Annotated in this window: 16 protein-coding genes; 6 read left to right on the forward strand and 10 right to left on the reverse strand. The window is 68.0% G+C overall.

Annotation, left to right across the window (positions count from 1 at the left end; all coding sequences use genetic code 11):
- The first annotated feature begins 120 nt into the window (after positions 1-120).
- Positions 121-462: an Lsr2 family protein gene (locus ACFC79_RS36545; protein ID WP_376249354.1), complete on the forward strand. Its 342-nt coding sequence runs from the start codon at positions 121-123 to the stop codon at positions 460-462.
- A 127-nt stretch (positions 463-589) separates the two neighbouring features.
- On the opposite strand, the gene ACFC79_RS36550 is transcribed toward ACFC79_RS36545, so the two are convergent.
- A complete protein-coding gene (locus ACFC79_RS36550) occupies positions 590-1,087 on the reverse strand; it encodes an SLOG family protein (protein ID WP_376249355.1) in 498 nt (165 codons plus the stop codon).
- A 114-nt stretch (positions 1,088-1,201) separates the two neighbouring features.
- A complete protein-coding gene (locus tag ACFC79_RS36555; RefSeq protein ID WP_376249356.1) occupies positions 1,202-1,546 on the reverse strand; it encodes a hypothetical protein in 345 nt (114 codons plus the stop codon).
- Between the two features lie 1,824 nt (positions 1,547-3,370).
- On the opposite strand from ACFC79_RS36555, the gene ACFC79_RS36560 reads away from it, so the two are divergent.
- Positions 3,371-3,937: a hypothetical protein gene (locus ACFC79_RS36560; protein WP_376249358.1), complete on the forward strand. Its 567-nt coding sequence runs from the start codon at positions 3,371-3,373 to the stop codon at positions 3,935-3,937.
- 47 nt (positions 3,938-3,984) lie between these two features.
- Positions 3,985-5,262: a hypothetical protein gene (locus ACFC79_RS36565; RefSeq protein WP_376249359.1), complete on the forward strand. Its 1,278-nt coding sequence runs from the start codon at positions 3,985-3,987 to the stop codon at positions 5,260-5,262.
- A 1,000-nt stretch (positions 5,263-6,262) separates the two neighbouring features.
- Here ACFC79_RS36565 and ACFC79_RS36570 read toward each other — a convergent pair.
- Positions 6,263-6,523 carry a hypothetical protein gene (locus ACFC79_RS36570; protein ID WP_376249361.1) on the reverse strand — a complete coding sequence of 87 codons (261 nt, stop codon included), beginning with the start codon at positions 6,521-6,523 and terminating at the stop codon, positions 6,263-6,265.
- Here ACFC79_RS36570 and ACFC79_RS36575 point away from each other — a divergent pair.
- On the forward strand, positions 6,522-6,794 hold the full coding sequence (locus ACFC79_RS36575; protein ID WP_376249362.1) for a hypothetical protein: 273 nt from the start codon (positions 6,522-6,524) through the stop codon (positions 6,792-6,794). The two genes, ACFC79_RS36570 and ACFC79_RS36575, sit on opposite strands and share 2 nt — an antisense overlap.
- Positions 6,795-6,952: 158 nt before the next feature.
- On the opposite strand, the gene lspA is transcribed toward ACFC79_RS36575, so the two are convergent.
- From lspA to ACFC79_RS36600, 5 genes are all read right to left on the reverse strand, one after another.
- On the reverse strand, positions 6,953-7,519 hold the full coding sequence (gene lspA / locus ACFC79_RS36580; protein ID WP_376249364.1) for a signal peptidase II: 567 nt from the start codon (positions 7,517-7,519) through the stop codon (positions 6,953-6,955).
- Positions 7,516-9,477, reverse strand: a complete 1,962-nt coding sequence (locus ACFC79_RS36585; RefSeq protein ID WP_376249366.1) for a heavy metal translocating P-type ATPase — start codon at positions 9,475-9,477, stop codon at positions 7,516-7,518. The genes lspA and ACFC79_RS36585 overlap by 4 nt, the downstream gene beginning before the upstream one ends.
- Positions 9,474-9,875: an ArsR/SmtB family transcription factor gene (locus ACFC79_RS36590; RefSeq protein ID WP_376249367.1), complete on the reverse strand. Its 402-nt coding sequence runs from the start codon at positions 9,873-9,875 to the stop codon at positions 9,474-9,476. The genes ACFC79_RS36585 and ACFC79_RS36590 overlap by 4 nt, the downstream gene beginning before the upstream one ends.
- Before the next feature lie 130 nt (positions 9,876-10,005).
- Positions 10,006-10,368: a hypothetical protein gene (locus ACFC79_RS36595; protein WP_376249369.1), complete on the reverse strand. Its 363-nt coding sequence runs from the start codon at positions 10,366-10,368 to the stop codon at positions 10,006-10,008.
- A 677-nt stretch (positions 10,369-11,045) separates the two neighbouring features.
- Positions 11,046-11,201, reverse strand: a complete 156-nt coding sequence (locus ACFC79_RS36600; protein WP_376249371.1) for a hypothetical protein — start codon at positions 11,199-11,201, stop codon at positions 11,046-11,048.
- Between the two features lie 413 nt (positions 11,202-11,614).
- Between ACFC79_RS36600 and ACFC79_RS36605 the strand changes: the two genes are divergently transcribed.
- Both ACFC79_RS36605 and ACFC79_RS36610 read left to right on the forward strand, forming a co-directional pair.
- Positions 11,615-15,919 (forward strand): trypsin-like peptidase domain-containing protein, encoded by a 4,305-nt coding sequence (locus ACFC79_RS36605; protein WP_376249373.1) that lies wholly within the window; start codon positions 11,615-11,617, stop codon positions 15,917-15,919.
- An 80-nt stretch (positions 15,920-15,999) separates the two neighbouring features.
- Positions 16,000-16,380 carry a CU044_2847 family protein gene (locus ACFC79_RS36610; RefSeq protein ID WP_376249375.1) on the forward strand — a complete coding sequence of 127 codons (381 nt, stop codon included), beginning with the start codon at positions 16,000-16,002 and terminating at the stop codon, positions 16,378-16,380.
- A gap of 213 nt (positions 16,381-16,593) precedes the next feature.
- Here ACFC79_RS36610 and ACFC79_RS36615 read toward each other — a convergent pair whose 3' ends face one another.
- Positions 16,594-16,806 carry a hypothetical protein gene (locus tag ACFC79_RS36615; RefSeq protein ID WP_376249376.1) on the reverse strand — a complete coding sequence of 71 codons (213 nt, stop codon included), beginning with the start codon at positions 16,804-16,806 and terminating at the stop codon, positions 16,594-16,596.
- 111 nt (positions 16,807-16,917) lie between these two features.
- Positions 16,918-17,581: PcfJ domain-containing protein (locus ACFC79_RS36620; RefSeq protein ID WP_376249377.1), on the reverse strand; the 664-nt coding region annotated here is incomplete at its 5' end.

Genomic DNA, 17,581 nt, shown 5'->3' on the forward strand with positions numbered 1-17,581 from the left:
TCATCATTAATGCTCATATAGCAGCACTCTTGGGGCGCCTACGCCTTCTTTGATAGATCTATCGGCAAGTCATCCAGAGTGGCTTCTCCATAGGCGATTGGGTGAGCTATCCTCCTGAGTATGGCCACTGAAACTGTTACTGTCGTCAAGTCGGATCTGACTGGCGAGGCGGATGCTGCCACAGTCACCTTTGGCTTGGAGGGCGACTGGTACGAGATCGATCTGACCGACAAGGAGAAGAAGAAACTTCAGAACCTTCTCAACACCTATGTGAGCAAGGGCCGGAGAGCGACGAAGAAGGGCGAGAAGAAGAAGCAGGTCCCAGCGACGACCGCCGAGGAGCGCGAGGAGATCCGCGCTTGGGGCCGTGAGAACGACTTCGACGTGCCAGAGTTCGGAAGGATCCCGAAGGTCCTTCAGAAGGCCTATGACGAGGCACACGGGATCAAGCGGGACAAGTAGCCGCGGGATGCCGAGCATATCCGCTCATCCTCTCGACCCGGGTCTTGAACCATCTGTCCGAACGGGAACGAATCAGGAAAGAAGAGCCCCGCAGCACGATGCTGCAGGGCTCTTCGCATGTCCGGGCTCAGCCCGCGGAGGTCAGCAGCGAGGGGAAGACGTCGATCGTTTCGATCCCCGCGGAGAGCGCCTCGGAACGGCAGTGGACCGTGCCATGTGAGAAGTGCCCGGGGATGCAGGGTGCGAGCTGCTGGTTGCGCGCCTGGGGGCAGCCGGCCTTACGGCACGTGTCCAGGAATGCGGCGCACATCGTTCGGCTCCCCTGCTCGCGCAGCGAGACGACAACCTCGACCATCTGCGAGTTGCGCACGAAGCCAGCCCCGTGACCATGAGTGTCCCAGTCGGCGGCCATCTCAAGCACGTCGAAGCCGGCTCCGCGCCAGAGCCGCTCGGCCATGGCGTCCGCACCTTTGGGGCAGTGCCCGGAGACGAGCAGCGGCCGGGAGACGCCCGTAGGCCCTCCCCAGGAGCGCCAGGTCGTGTTGAATGCGGTACGCATGGTCCGCTCGTCGGCCCAGGAACGGGCCCCGGCGATCAGCAGGACATGGGAGTACGGGCCGGTCATCGTAAGGCCGCCTCCTGAGTTCGCCTGGAGTGGGGGCCGTGATCATCATTCGGCTCCTCTTTTCCGGCAATGATTCCGGAAATGACTCTGTCGTCGTGGATGGCAGTCGGATGATCACTCCTGGCTGTGGTCTTCAGTTCCGTTCAGGTGGACCTCCCCCGACGGGAGGTGGAGCACAGCGCTGATCTCGTCGCCGGAGTACTGGGGGTCAATGTGGACCGTGTGCTGGCCATCGGCCGTGCGCTCGACGTAGACGACGCAGATGATGTGTCCCTCGTCGTCGTCGAAGTCGACCTTGCCGAAGTCCTCGGCGGGATAGGCGCCGTTGACGGGCGTCCCGTAGGGGATCCAGGGCTTGGGCTCGCACCGTTCTCCAGTGTCGTAGGGCGAGACCGGCGGCAGCGACAGCGTCGATCCGCCGTGGCCGGTGGTCTCGTTCTCGTTCCGGGACTGGGTCATAGCGGTACCTCTTCGTTCTTCCGGGTGCAGATGCCCGGGCACCGAGTGCGGACCTACCGGGGGCTCGGTGTCCGAGCCGGTACCCGTGCCAGCTCTGCTGGCAGTTCTGTGGACAAGCGGCCGCGCCGCGATCCCATCAAGCAGTTCTCCTGCGAAGAGTTCGTCCACTAGGAGGGTGGGGCCATGACACCCGAAACACCTCACTGGGGCGTTCCGGCCAGGTCTACGAGGGAGCTTACGACCGTCAAGAACCCGTCGGCTGTACCGACCAACAGTGCCTTGGAGCGAAGCGGAGAGGCCGAGCGCAGCACGAGTCCACAGGACCACTGTTGCCAGGTTCCCTTATGCTCTTCTCCTTCTCATCGTCGTCATTCGTCGTTCCACGGCTGGAGCATTAGCGGAAGCCTGGAACATCAGGCGAAACAGTCCGTACCCTCTTGGCCCGTACCCCTCCCCCATTCCCGCGCGGCGGGGGTACGGGTCGCGCTGTTTCCCCTGGTCATTGAGCCTTTTGGTCGTCCGGCGCTTCTATAGGCCGCGGCAACGCCGTACCCCCTGCGCTTCGTCGCCTCGTGAGGAACGATCGAGGAAGGGGGTACGGGCCCCGACTCCTCGTCGCCGGGTTGCGCAGCGGACCGGTCCCGGCATGTCGCCGCAGCATGCTGCGGCGGGCGCTGCAGCCGTCGCCGCGCAGCGGTCTTCTCCACTGCGGTCGTGTCACTCAGACTGTGGACAACCCTGTCGTCGCGTCACCGATGCGACGGCCGCGGCCATCCTCGTACCATCGCGTCGTGCTGGCCGCGACGACGTGGCACCGCCGTGCACCCGTCATCGCCGTGGTGCTGCTTCAGCAGTGCGCCAGCACTTCTCGCACGCACCCGGCCCGGATCCGGGTCGTACTCGACGCAGCGCCTGCGCGACGCCGGAGCGCCTTCTCGTGGGCGCATCAGGAAGAGAAGAACCCAGGCCCGACGACCGGCTGCCCTGGGAACCAGAGAGCGCCGTACCTCCGGCGTCCTGGGTCGCGCCGGGGTCCGCGAGGCGGCGATTCCCGTCGCGACGGGCGCCCGGAGCGAGAGGGAACAGGACGGCGTCGCACCGGCGGCGGCATGACCTGGGTGTAGGTGTTCCGTCTCCTGTGCCGCCGACTGCTGCTCTCCCGACGTATGCGGGGACTCCGGGAGCGCCGGAACGGGCCCTGGTCGCGCTGGATGCGGCGGGACCGCCCCTGGTGCCAGCGCGGACAGATCGTGTCTTGCCGTGGTCGAGACGGGACCGGCATGAGACCCGAATGATTCCAGATAGGTCATTCCTGCCTGCGTGAGTGACCAATGACTTCCTTCGGGGGCTGGCTCTGCCCCTTGCGGGACTCGTGCTGGTCTCCTTCAGGTCTGCGTCAGGGCTGTCTTTCACATGGCCTGCTCGTGGTCACATGTTGGGCCCTACGTTGTCACTTCGTGGGCGGCTACCGGACTCGGGGACACCACGGGGCTGATCAGTGTCTCGCCCTGGCCCGTTTCTGGTCCTGTGCCGGTCCGAGCTGAGACGTTGGGCGTCCCATCGCCTTCTGGCGCGCTGGTCTTCTGCTGGTCTCACTGGCGGCGGCAGCGAGGCCGAGGGCGGACCAGCGCCATGCGACAGCGATTCAATCCCCCATTACGCATGGCCTTTCTATGGTCTCAATTGACCTTTGCGTAGACCATCGAAAGGCCATACGATAGGCAAAAGTGAACGAGTCCGAGGGATTCACCACAATGGAGAGGAGTCGGTTCGCGATGCCTGGGAACACGTCGTCTGTCCGCACTGCGGCTCGAGGGGGTGTCCGTGATGACCGCCCCGTCCCCTGAACCGCGCCGTCTACGCTGGAGCGTGCCGCGTGTCGATGTGTCGACGAACAGGTGGCTGGACGAGCAACACGACATCTCGCGCTCGCTGCAGCTGCTGATCCGGGAGTCGATCCAGCGAGATGGCTACATCGACATCGCGAACCGCCCCGTCGAGCAGCTACCCCGCCGCGGCCGCCCTCCGCAGCAGGACGTCGATGAGCAGCGCCGCCCGCTCGCCGACGGGCACGCCATCGAGCACCAGGCCGAGCAGTTCGGGCAGGGGTCGCAGGCCGTCCAGAGCAGCCAGATCGGGGTGGGTGAGAGCCGCACCGCGTATCGCGATGACGCGGTGGACCGACGTCGCGAACGCGGCGGTCACGGCCCGACGAAAGCGGCGCAGGCCGATGTCGTCACCGATGCCGCCGTTTCCGGGGGGCCTGAGGCTGCTCCCACCGGGAGCCCGGCGTCGGCCGACGGAGCTGGCGACTCAAGCACCGGACCCGGTTCCCCGCCGTCGGGCCGCGGCCCCCTGGACATGGACGAGATCTTCGGCAACCGCCGCTGATCCGCTGACCTTCAGACATCACGTTCACCAACGAAGGAAGCAACAATATGAGCACGGCCACCATCCACCTCACCGGCGGGATCGACGTTGGCAACGGGTACGTCAAGGGCGTCGTCCGCAACGAGAACACCGCGGCCGTCGATGAGGTCGATCTGCCCAGTGCAGTGATCGCCACGCCCCGCCAGTCGCCCAAGGTGCCGCTGGACGACGACATGGCCGCCGAGGTCATGGGCGACTCCGACCTCGACTTCTACAACCGTCTCGACGCGTCACTGACAACTCCGCTCATCGGGGACAGCGACCGCAGAATCTTCGGCCGGTCTGCGCTGTCGGTGCGCGGCTCGAAGTTCACGGAGTTCGAGGTCCACGACGGTCACGGCAGCAAGGCGGACCAGAACCTGAGCAAGGTCCTGGTGCTCGGCGTGCTCGCGGCCAAGGCCCTCCGGGACCACGTCCGCGAGAACAGCTCGCTGCCGGATCACGAGCTGCGAGTCAAGGCTCGCCTGGGCCTCGCTCTTCCCATTTCCGAGTTCGTGGCGCGCCGCCACGCCTACGCTGCCGAGTTCACCGGGATCCTCGGTTCGGCCGATCCGACGGTGCACCTGGTGATGATCAAGAACTTCAGCACCCCGGTCTCGGTGCGCATCGAGATCCTCGACGTGCAGGTCATCGCCGAGGGCGCGTCCGCGCAGTACGCGATCGGTGACAAGGGCGAGCCACTGGCCCAGGCCCTGCTGGCGGACCTGCGTTCGCGTGAGCCGGAGATACTGGAGGGCGTCACGGCGGCGGACCTGGTGGCCGTGAAGAACACCATCGGCATCGACGTCGGCGAGGGCACGGTGAACTTCCCCGTCTTCTCGGGCGGCCGGTTCAATGCTGAAGCCGCGAGCACGCTCGACATGGGCTACGGCACTGTGCTGGCCAACGCCATGGACCGCCTCGACGAGGCGGATCTGCGCTTCACCAGCCGCAAGCAGCTCGCAGATTTCCTGCAGAGCACGCCGTCGGCCTTCCAGCGCGGCCGCCACCAGCGCGCCGAGGCACTCGTCGAGCCCGATGTGAAGTACCTGGTGGAGGCGATCGGCTCCACCTTCGACGAGGTCCTGGCCGCGTCCGGTGAGTCCACCGAGGCGGTCTACGTCTACGGCGGTGGCTCGGGGCCGATCAAGGACTCGCTCTACCCGGCGCTCCTGTCGATCGCCGGTGACGTACCGGTGCTCTACCTGGACGCGAGCTACTCGCGTCACTTGAACCGCGAGGGCCTCTACATCGCCGCACGGGCCGTCGCCCAGCGGGAGTCGGGCGAGCGCGAGCCGGCGGAGTGACGGACCGTCGGGCAGCTGGTCCCGGACACGGATCCGGGACCAGCTGCCCGGCACACCGCGTGGAGCGAAGCTGAGTTCCAGGAATCCTGGACGCCAGGACATCGGAACCCGTCAACCGTCGCCCGGCTCGCCGCGCAAGCAGCCCGCTTGGAGGCTGCGACGACCGCCGCCATCGGCGCCACCTCACCTCGGCTCTGCCGTCGCTCGTCCGCCAGGACGCCGAAGCCGCGCTGGTGACCGCGGTGCCGATCCCCACCCGCGGGGCAGCTCGCTACCTGGAAGAGCTGGCCGGACACCTCGCGGCCCACCCCGACGCACTGACGTCAGGCAGCTCGCTCTGTCCGCCGCTCCTGCTTCGGCTCGCTGAAGCCCTGCACGATGCTGGGCACCCTGTGGTCCGTCCCGGATGCGCACACTACAGAAAGAACCCCTCTGACCTGCGGCAACTCCGCCCTGAGGGGCGCCTCTGCGGTTCGTGCGACGCCCGAAGCCGCAAACGCGAAACCTGCGCACGGTGCCACCGTGACGGCCAGCGCGTCGTCGCCCGTCGCCCCGAGGGACCGATCTGCAACCGCTGCTACCGCGCCGACCCCACCACGTTCGAGGAGTGCGCTGAATGCGGGCAGCTCCGACACCCGGTGGTACGACGGGACGATGGGACGACGGGACGACGGCTATGCATCAAGTGCTGGAAACGCCCCATGCACACCTGCGTGAGCTGCAGAAAGACCGCAGCCGCCGCCCTCGTTGACCACGACGGCGCACTCAGGAACCGCTCGCAACCACGCTGGCAAACGCTCCCTCACCGTTCCCCGCCATCCAGTGGCTCAAGGAGAGTCCGAACACCAAGCTCCTCGCCCGTCGTCAGGCCGGCCTTGAACGGTGGATGACCAGCGACGATGTCCGCCATCACCGGGAGGCAGGCCACTTCGTGCGCTGGGCTCTTTCCCAGAAGATCGCCCGCGATCTCAGCTTTCCTGCCGAGCGATGGAACGGCCCCTCACAGGCGATGGACGACGAGGCTCGCTGGGAAACCACCCGTCGCCTGCTGCACGACGACACTCTCAAGCCTGAAAACCGCTTGGCCGGACTGCTGTTGCTTCTCTATGCCCAGTGGCCCGCGGCGATCTCTCGCCTCACCGTCGGCCACATTGAGGAGACGGACGGAACCGTTCGCATCCGCCTCGGCGCCGTTCCGGTCGAGCTTCCCGCACCAGTCGCTGACCTGGCCCGACAGCAGGTCGCGGCCCGCCGCAGCCATGCCGTCCTCGGCCGGACAGAGTCACCCTGGCTCTTTCCCGGCGGCCAGCCCGGCCGGCCGTCTGCAGCACCGACACACCGAAGAACTTGCCGAGCTCCGCGGCAAGCTGCGCAGGAGCCACGAGGAGTGTCACGCCTTTCAGGAACAGGTCGACGCGGCAGCCACCGTCATCATGACGCTTCTCGCCGAGAACGCAGCACTGCGTGAGCACGCAACCGGTCGTTCGGCCGCGTTGATCCCTATCCCGCTCAGCCGTGATGAGAATTCCTGAAGTTCCCCGGGGCTGCTCGCGTTCCCCACTTGGTTGCGCAGTGAACAGAGGGGCTGGATCCGCCCACCAGTTGAGGGTTTAGACACCTCCTCCCCGTCAAGGGCGCCTACAGCTTCATGTATCCACTCTGACCGCCGATACGGAATGGCATTGCCGCTCTACCGCTCGGCGGTGCCGTCCTCACCGTCAATCTCGTAGATCCGCTCCTGTTCGTCCGAGGCGTCCGTCCTGGGAGCGGGCTCGCGGAAGGACAGGGCGACGATGGTGAGGCCGCCCAGGACGATGAAGGCGTCGGCGAGGTTGAAGGTGGGCCACCAGCCGGTATGCAGGTAGTCGGTGACGACGCCGTCGGCGGCCCGGTCGATGAAGTTGGCCACGGCGCCGCCGAGGATCACGGCGAGCGCGATCCCCCACAGCCGCCGCCCGGCGGGCGCGGTGCGCCACAGGGCGACGGCCACGCCGGCGGTGATCAGCCCGGTGACGGCGAGCACAAGCCAGCCGGGTGCGCTCGCGCCGACGGAGAAGGCGACGCCGGGGTTGTAGGCGAGTTGCAGGTCCACCGGCCCGCCCTCGATCGGCTGGCCGTCGAGGGCGGTGGTGGCCCATGCCTTGAGGCCCAGGTCGATTCCGGCGAACGCGGCGGCTACCAGCAGCAGGCCCAGGCGGCGTCGGGCCCGCCTGGCAGCGGTGGCTGCCGGGCGGGCGACGGTGCGGCCGGGCGTCATGCGACGGCTCCGGCCGGTACGGGCGCATTCTCGCGGGCAGGTACGGGGGCCGGGGGCAGCGGCTTGGCGCGCCCGGCGCGGACGCCGTTGCCGATGATGACGATCTCGGCGAGCTCGTGGACCGCGACGACAGCAGCGAGGCCGAGGACGCCGAGGAGGGCGAGCGGCATCAGGCCGATGATGACGGCCAGGGACAGGCCGACGTTCTGCAGCATGATCCGGCGGGCGTGGCGGGCGTGGGTGAGGGCCTGGGGCAGGTGGCGCAGGTCCTCGCCCATCAACGCGACGTCGGCGGTCTCGATGGCGACGTCGGTGCCCATGGCACCCATAGCGATGCCCAGGTCGGCGGTGGCCAGCGCCGGGGCGTCGTTGACGCCGTCGCCGACCATCGCGGTGGACCGCTGGGCGCGAAGTTCGCCGATGATGCGGGCCTTGTCCTCGGGGCGCAGGTCCGCGTGAACGGTGTCGATGCCGGCCTGGGCCGCCAGGGCTTTGGCGGTGCGTTCGTTGTCGCCGGTTAGCATGGCCACGGTCAGGCCGCTCGCGTGCAGATGCTGGATGACCTCGGCGGCCTCCGGGCGCAGTTCGTCGCGCACGGCGATGGCGCCGATCACCTGGCCGTCGTCCTCGATCAGGACGGTGGTCGCCCCGGCGTTCTGCATCGCGGTGACGTCCGCGGCCAGCGGCCCGGCGTCGATCCAGCCGGGGCGCCCAAGCCGCACCGGCCGGCCGTCCAAGCGTCCCGTCAGGCCGGCACCGGTGACCGCCTCGACGTCGGTGGCGGTGGGTACTTCGGGGGCGGCGGCCAGGATGGCCTTGGCCAGGGGGTGTTCGCTGCGGGCCTCCAGCGCGGCGGCCACGGCAAGGACCTTGTCGCGGCTGCGGCCGTCGAGGGCGGAGACCTGGACGACGGTGGGCTGATTGCGGGTCAGGGTGCCGGTCTTGTCGAGGGCGACGGTGCGTACGGCGCCGAGGGCTTCGAGGGCGGCGCCGCCTTTGACCAAGACGCCGAGCTTGCTGGCCGCGCCGACCGCGGCGACCACGGTGACCGGCACGGAGATCGCCAGCGCACACGGTGAGGCGGCGACGAGCACGACCAGGGCCCGCTCGATCCAGATGGCCGGGTCGCCCAGCAGGGAGCCGACGAGGGCGATCAGCGCGGCGGCGACCATGATGCCGGGCACAAGCGGCTTGGCGATCTTGTCGGCGAGGCGCTGGCTGGCGCCCTTGCGGGCCTGCTCGGCCTCCACGATCTTCACGATCCGAGCGAGGGAGTTGTCGGCGGCCGTGCTGGTGACCTCGACCTCCAGCACGCCGGTGCCGTTGATCGCACCCGCGTACACCTCGCTGCCGGGCCCGGCCTCCACTCGTACGGACTCGCCGGTGATGGCGGAAACGTCCAGCGCGGTACGGCCGGTGCGGATGGTGCCGTCGGTGGCGATGCGCTCGCCGGGCTTGACCACCATCGTGTCGCCGATGCGCAGCTCGGCCGGCGCGATGGTCTGCTCGGTGCCGTCGCGCAGCACGGCCGCCTGCTCGGGCACCAGGTTCAGCAGGGCGCGCAGGCCGCGCCGGGTGCGGGCCAGGGAGTACTCCTCCAGGCCCTCGCTGATGGAGTACAGGAAGGCCAGCATGGCGGCCTCGCCGACCTCACCGAGGATGACCGCGCCAACCGCGGCGATAGTCATCAGCGTGCCGACACCGACCTTGCCCTTGGCCAGCCGACGCAGGGTGGACGGCACGAAGGCCCAGGCACCGACCGAGAGGGCGAGCGCGTTGAGCACGGTGACCACCGTGTCGGAGGCGCCTGACCAGCCAGCGATCAGCCCGGCCAGCAGCAGGACACCGGCCACGGCGGCAGCCCGCAGCTCAGTGACCTCCCACAGTTTCTCCGGCTCGCGCTCCTCCTCGCCCTCGGCGGTCTTCTTCTCGTCGCCACAGCCGCACCCGTCGCTCATCGGTCGCTTCCTTCGTTCTTCGGTGCGGGCACCGCAGCGCCGGTTCCGTAGGTGGGGCACAGGTCAACCGCCTCGCCTGTGGCCGCGAGCAGCTGCTCGGCCGAGGCCAGCAGGTCCAGCAGTTCCGGGCGGGCCAGGAAGTACAGCGAGGCCCGGCCCTGGGGGCGGGAGTCGACGAGGCCGCAGTCGCGCAGGCAGGACAGGTGGGCGGAGACCGTGGACTGGGCCAGGCCCACGCAGGCGACCAGGTCCACGACCTTGGCCTCGCCCTGGGCCAGGCGCATCAGGATCGCCAGGCGGGCCGGGTCGCCGAGGGAGCGGAACAGGGCCACCGCTGCCGATGGCGCCCCGCACGAGGTGGTGGCCGAGCCCCCGGCCGCCGCGCTATTCATCGTCATGAAACGATGATAGCGTCGAAGGGCGATGTCATCTATCGGGGTCGTCATGTTGATGAACCGGATCGAGAAGGCGGCAGTCAACAACCCCGCCCGCCGCGCACTGCAACGCTTCTACGAAGTCCCGGCCCTGCTACGTCTGGCCGACGGCCCGCTCCCGGCGGGCAGCCGAGCAGTGGAGATCGGATGCGGCTACGGCACGAGTTGGACCACGTGTCTCATGAGACACGTCGAAGTCTGGAGAAAGTTCGACGCGCCATCCCGTCTCGGGGAACTCCTCGTCGGTGTCGTCGAGGAGTTCCCCGTACTCGTCCCAGCGCAAAGCGGCCGGCTCGTCCGGGTCTTCATCCTCCCGGTACCTTGTCTCGGCGTACGCGCGGCCCGTGCTCTCGGAGTCGCACAGGGGGGCCCCTGGGTCGGTGCCCTTGCACACGAGCCACACCGTGGTGGACGGCTCCATCTGCGGGGTGGCCGGTCCGTACGTGGGAATGGACATCTGGTGTTCCTTCGTGTGTCAGGTGGTGTTGGTGTACTGCTCAGAGTGTTCACGCTGGCGGTAGTTCGGCCACGCTGAGTGAGCGGGGTGCATGCGGCCATGCCTTCACCGCGTACGAAGTCGCCCCGGATCTGAGGCCACGGATCACTTGCTCAGGAAAAAGCGGGCCCCGGCGCACGGGTTGCGGCCACGGCCGCCTTCAGTAGTCGCCGTCGTAGCCCCACACGTCGGGGGTGTCACCACAGCAGGCCGGGCACATAAAGCGGCACGAGTTCTCCCAGCCGGTGCACGGCCCAGGCTGGCCTTCTTCACCGTTCTCGTGCGCAAGCATCCCCGGGCAGTACGGGCCCGGTTCAGTGCAGTCGGCCACGGCCACCTGGTGTCGCTCGCACCAAGTGCGCATCGCTGTGTCGAACTGCACGTCACCCCACGTACCACCGTAACGATGTGCGTTGTCCTCCCACGGGCACAGAGCTTCGACTCCCTGGGGAGGGCAGGAGGGCGCGCTGTTGTCCGGGTAGTACATCAACGTGTCGCCACAAGGGAAGGACGTCCAGCGTCGCCCGTCGGGTGTAGGTTCGCGTCGCCGGTGTCATTCGGGACCGCGGTGACCTGCTGCTCGTGCTGCTGTCTCACCAGATGTCCCGCGGTTTGCGTCTCAGTTCGGTGGCATTTCCTCACGCGGCTTCGCCTTCCTGGGCTTCCTCGGGCTTCCAGGTCTGGTCGAACCAGGCGATGAAGTCCAGCACGGTGCCGACACGGGCGATCCTCTCGTGGATGGCTGCTGGTCGTGGCCGGGGAGGATGTCGCCCCGGCTGATGGGATTGCCGCATCCGCAGTTGCACTTGTAGTTGCCCAGGGGGAGTCGAAGCAGGTGATGAGGTTCTGCTGGGCACCGTTCGGGGCGGGCTTGCCGACATAGTGGTTGCAGACCCGGTGCCCAGGGCCAAGGAAGCGGCCTCCGAGAGCCCCCGTTGCTCCAGGTTGTCGAGAACGCGGCAATCGCTTAGCCAGCCGCCCGCGGCGGTAACGAAGCCCGAGCCAACGAGCGCCGCATCTGTCGCGACCGGTTCCCGTGGGCCTGCTGAACCTGCGGCGCGCTCGCACCGGCACCGACAGCTTTGGCACGCCTCGGCGTTCGACGCGCGCCCCCAGACACCAACAGCGTTACCAGCGCGGCAAGTTGTCTTTCCAGTGATGGCGGTGGATCGTTGGTATGTCATCCGGGCGGGAAGGGAGCAGCGCCATGGTCGCGGAGTTTCGGAGTGACGTCCTGGATGCCTCGCAGGTGCGGATATTCTCGGTTCACGGGGACGTGGCCGGTGCCGGATTCCTGATTGCCGCGGACCTGGTGTGCACCTGCGCGCACGTCGTCGAGGAGGCCCTGGATCTCCCGGCGCCCGTGGACAAGGCCCCTGGCGGGTCGGTGGGTCTCGACTTCCCGCTCCTGTCCGTCCGCCCCTCCGCGCGGGCAAGCGTGGTCTCCTGGCGCCACGGGCGAGCCGATGTCGCGCTGCTGCGGCTCGACCGGCCCGTCGAGGGCGCGAGGCCGGTGGGGCTCGTCGACGGCACCGAGGTCTGGGAGCACCCGTTCCGTGCGTTCGGACACCCGGATGGTGCGGATCACGGAGTCTGGGTGCGGGGCACCCTGCGCGCTGGCATGGCTGCGGGGCTCCTGCAGATGGAGGCACACCTGCCCGGGCCCCGTATCACGGAAGGATTCAGCGGGTCCCCGGTGTGGGACGACGCCCAGGGCGGGGTCGTCGGCATGACCGTCGCCGCGCACCGAGGGGAGAGCACCGCCTATTTGCTGCCGTCGGCCGATCTGATCGACGAGCACATCATGCCGGCACGTTGCCCATTCCAGGGCCTGGAGCCCTTCACCGAGGATCAGTCGCAGTTCTTCCACGGTCGTGACACCGACACCACCCGGGTGCTGGAGGCTCTTGAGCAGAGGCCGTTGGTACTGGTGGTCGGGCCCTCAGGATGCGGGAAGTCCTCCCTGGTGGGGGCCGGGGTGCTGCCCCGGTTACGGGACCACGGTGTCGGCGTGTCCGAGTTGCGTCCCGTCCCCGGCGCCCGGGCGACCTCCGTCCTCGCCCACGTGCTGACCGATGTCCTGGAACCGGGGCTCAATGAGATCGAACGCCTCGTCAGGACCGAGGAATTGGCCTGGCTCCTCGCCGACGGCCCGGACATCCTCGCGGCGCTGCGGGGACGGATCCTGGCCCGCGGCCCGAGCGCCGGGCACGTGCTCTTCGTGGACCAGTTCGAAGAGTACGCACGAGCCGTGCCTGACGAGGCGTGCGAGCTGTTCCGCATGCTTTCCGTCCTCGCCGGCCGACGGGGTGCGGCAGCCCTGCGGGTCGTCGCCACGGCGCGTCCCGACTCCCTCGACGCACTGGTGACGGTCGGTACGTCCGACGTCGTCAGTGATGCCGTGCGGTTCCTCGCCCCACTGAGCGACGACGACTTGAGGCTCGCGGTGACTGCTCCTATCGACGCCATGCCGGGGCTATGGTTTGAGCCGGGACTGCCCGAGAGGATCGTCGCGGACGCGGGCGACGAGCCCGGGCGGATGCCGCTGGTCCAGTTCGCCCTGACCGAGTTGTGGCACCAGCGCAGCAGCTCGATGCTCACCCATGCCGCCTACGACGCGTTCGGAGGCATAGCGGGGGCCCTGGTTGGACATGCGAACGGCGTCCACGCCCAGTTGACACGGAAGCAGCAAGAGCTTGCTCCCCGGTTATTCGCGCAGCTGGCCCGGCCGGGTGACGGCGACACCTTCGTCCGCAGGCCCGCCCGCACCACCGATCTCGCTCCGGAACTCCTCGAACTCGTCCGCGAGCTGACCCGATCGGGGAAACTCCTCGTCCTTTCGCACGCCCCGGGGGAATCCGGGCAGGAGGAGATCGTCGACCTGGCACACGAAGCACTGACCGAACTCTGGCCGCTCCTTCGGACCTGGCTGGTGGAGTCCCGGGATTTCCGTGCCTGGCAGGAGCAGCTGCGCGCTGATGTGGGCCGCTGGCAGGCGCAGAGGAGCGATCCTGCGCGTCTGCTCAGCGGCTCGGACCTGGCCGAGGCGGACCTCAAGCTCAAGGGACACAGCCAGGACGTCTCCGCCGAGGAGCGCACCTACATCCAGCTGAGCCACCGCCACTCCCGGCGCAGGATTCGCGCGCGCAGGGCCGCGGTGGGAGTGCTCGCCACGCTCACGGCGCTCTCCGTCGTCCTGGCGCTCTCCACCTGGCGTGGCCTGCAGCGTGCCGAACAGCAGCTCCGCTTCCAGGCTGCGGGCATCCTCGCCCAGGTATCCGAGGCGCGCTCGTCGGACGATCCCGCCACGGCACTGCAACTCGCGCTGGCCGCCTACAACGCCCGGCCGACTGCCACGACCCGCCAGGTCCTGTTGAACCAGTACGTCCGCGGACAGTACCTGCTGGCCAGCCACCCGTCGGTCTGGAAGGGGCGTGCCACGGACATGAGGTCCACCCCGGATGGTCGCGTGCTGGTGGTCACCTCGATGCGAAGCAGCGACAACCCCAGGTTCACCGTGGTCACCGGCGCCCTGAGCGGCACGCCACGCGCACGGGAGCTGAGCGGCGTTCCGAAAGGGCTGGTCCACAAACAGGCCCTCAGCCCCGACGGTCGCTTCTTCGCCGCTGCGAGCTCGTCCGACGTCGTACTCCTGTGGCGACTGGACGGTTCCCTTCGCCCCGAGCAGCTGTCCGTAGTCCACCCGTCGGCCGGAGCGGTGACCAGCACTCTGGATTTCAGCAGCGACAGCAAGCGGCTCCTGCTGACTGTGAAGTCCTCGTCCCGCTGCTCCCCGCTCCCGAAGTGCCCGCCTGCGTTCGCCGAGGCATGGGAGACCGAATCGGGTGCTCGCATCCACGTACCGGACGGACTCGTCCCCGAGAGAGGAGTGCGGGAGGCGGCGTTCACCTCCGACCCGGATTCCGTTGCGACTATCAGCTACACCTCCGGCTTGAAGGGCGAGCGGGTCGAGATCAGAGACCTCCGCACGTCCCGGCTGCGGTACACCGCCACCGTTGACAACAGCTTGGGCTCAGGGTTCAGGCTGGACGCCGGTGGTGAACTCCTCATCCGTCAGGACGGGGACACCGCGTACTCGCAGCCTCTCGGAACCACCCCTGGCCGTCATACCAAGCTGCCCTACGTCACCGGGCTGACGGACAGCACCCGACGCTTCCATGTGTCGTCGGACGACTCCTCGAGCGGCACTGACGCAGGGCTCTACGACGAGAAGATCCTGACCGACCTCGGCACTGGGCAAGCCCATATCGCCCGCATTCCCAGCGCCCGCGACACGGACCTCTCAGGTGCTGGCATCGCGGTGGTGCCCCGCGCCGACGGTGAGGCAGTCGTCCTGGCGCCGCTCGGCACCGCGCTCCTGATCGTGCGCGCAGAACGGTACGACCGCGGACAGTTCACAGCCACGAACAGCAACGCAGCCACCAGCATGTCCCCGGACCGGAGCTTCATGGCCATCGCGGACGCTCGCAGCCTGCAGGTCGTGGACGCGTCCGGCACCCAGCGGCAGTCCGTGCCGCTTCCGTTCATTGCCAACGCGGCGCCCTGGGTGCCCTCCTGGACCGCAGATTCGCAGTGGGTCGTGGTGTGGAGCAGGCAGGGCAACCTCCTCGCCGCGTATCCGGTACGGAACCTGAAGGACAAGGTGCCACTCGACGATGTGCTGCCCGAGGCGAAGGCAGCGGAGAAGGAACAGGGGGCCGAAGACGGCGAGGTGGAGGAAGTCGCTGCCCTGGGTGGCAGCGAGATAGCACTGCTCACGGTCGACGGTCGCCTCGCCCTTATCGACGCCGCCGACGCAAGCCTCCTGACAAAGCCGATCCCCGCCCACCCCGATCCCGACCGGGCCGGCGCCGGTTCCTTCGACGAGGTCTTCACTCGGGGCCGGCTCGTCCCCCGGCCTCACCACCCTGGTCAGGTCGCGGCGGTGACCCGGCGCGGCGCCAGCTTCGGTGACGTCCTGCTGTGGGACCTTCGAGCCTCCCGGCACCTCTCGACCCTGTCAGGGCTCCCGATCGCAGCGATGTTCTCCACCAGCAATGACCCATCGACCGGTCCTCTCGTCTTCGACGAGCGCGGTTCCCGTCTGGCCGTCCAGACCAGCGACAGGAAGGTCCGGGTGTGGGATGTCGACGGGCGCAAGCAGCTGCCCGGCAGCGCGTCCAGCTCCGTGGACGGGTACGTGATCGGCGTCAGTGACGGGGACCGGGTCCTCACCTACAGCAAAGGCCGGGTGACGATCCATGACCTGGCCGATGCCGGCGACTCCGCCACGCTGAACGTTCCTGAAGGAGCGGCTGCCTCCGTGTGGGGAAGCCGCCTGACGGTGTACCTCGGAGAGGTGAAGGAATCCTTCACCTCGCGACGCCGGACCTTCGACCTGCGTCCCGAAACCCAGTTCCGGACCCTGTGCAAAGTCGCGGACCGCGACTACACCCCCGCTGAGCGTGAACTGCTGCCGGACGGGACCCCGGCACAGCCCCCCTGCGCCTGACCTGGAGACGCGAGAAGACCCTGTGACCGAGTCCGGCAACACCGCTGTCCGGCCGGGGTCCTTCCCGCAGAATGACCCGCATGAACGATTCACAGGATTTCGCTCTCTCGGACGGGACCACAGTCCACTTCCTTATCCAGCCCGCGGAGCGTCCCGCCTCCGACGCGGAGCAGGCACCGGACGGCATCGGCCCGCTCGTTCCGGTCGCCAGGCGAAGGCGGACGGCCGCCGCCGTCGCCGCCGACGCACTGCGTACGACGCTGCAACCCCTCGGCTCACTGGTCCAGGACGTGCACGACGCGATCACCACAGGGGCGACCCCACCCGCCGAAGTGTCCGTCACCTTCGGCGTTCAGCTCGGACACGACCTCAAACTCGGCATCGTCAGTGGCAGCGGACAGGCACACCTGACGGTCACCGCCACCTGGAAACCGGAACAGAACCAGACATCCGGGGCCTGACAGCACCAGCGGTGGGCCTCGATCATGCTGTCACCGACAACTCGGGAGCCTCTATGGCCACCATCTGCCCCCCCAGTGCCCCTGTAACTGACCTTGATAGCAGGACAGTTACACGGACACTGGGGGCATGAATGATCACATACTCTTTCGATCACCCGAAAGGGTATGTGATCACCTGAGCTGGGACTCTCAGCATCGCGTCATAAGTGCTGTTCAAAAGCCGTCACTCGCGAGAACATGACGCGGATTCTGAGTACCTACATCGGGGGCGTACCACTCCAAATACCCGCGTGGGCCGGGCTCATGGTGTGGGGTCCGGCGATACCAGACGGTGACGCCGCAGGCAGCGCACCGCGCGGTGTCCTCGTTGCCTGCGAACTGGTGCTGGCGGGTGATGACGGCCAGCTGGTTGCGGATGTCGTGCATGGCAGTACTCCTCTCTGCAGGCCCAGCACCACACCCTGGTCGACGCGGTGTTCGGCACAGGAAGGAGACATCCCCGGTTGCGGCCCAGAGCCGCAACCGGGGATGTCTCGATCACACGACCGCCGTGTCCTGGCCCGGCAGCACGAGGAGCCGCACACCCAGAGCGTGCTCTTCCACCGGAATCCCGAGGCCGGTGATCGCGCCGAGCACCTGCTGCGCTGTCTCCTCCCCCAGCTCCTTGATCGCGTCACGGTTGTTGGTGCCGAGAAACTGGCAGACGCCGTGCTCCTGTTCGACCTCGATGTTGAGCCGCACGCGACCGCCGTCGTCGAGCACACCGACGAAGACGTCCAGGTCAAGCGTGTCCGCGTAGTCAGCAATGCAGTTGTTGAGCTGTGATCCCCACCGGGCCAGGGTGTCCGCATCCCGGGCGACGACGAGCCGGTACTCGCCGACTCGAAGGCCGTTGAGCTTCGACGTGACCGCCGCGGACCAGGCCGCCCGATCCCGATTGCGGGCGAGGCGCTCCTGGCGGTGGCGTTCAGCCCGCGCCTCGTATTCGCGCAGCTCTGCCGTCATCAGCTCCCGCCGGTGCTCAATCAGGAACTCGTCGGCGGCCTGTCTGAACTCCGGGTCCTTCCACCGTTCCCAGGTAGCGACCGGCAGGTCAGGGTCTTCGAGCTGAGGTTCCCCCGCTGTGTGGGAGTGGATGACTAGCTGGTCATGGCGGGTTGACGTGGTTTCAGGTTCACTGGTTCGGTCGCTGCCTGGTCGG

This window comes from Streptomyces sp. NPDC056061 (assembly GCF_042266885.1).
Taxonomy (GTDB): Bacteria; Actinomycetota; Actinomycetes; order Streptomycetales; family Streptomycetaceae; genus Streptomyces.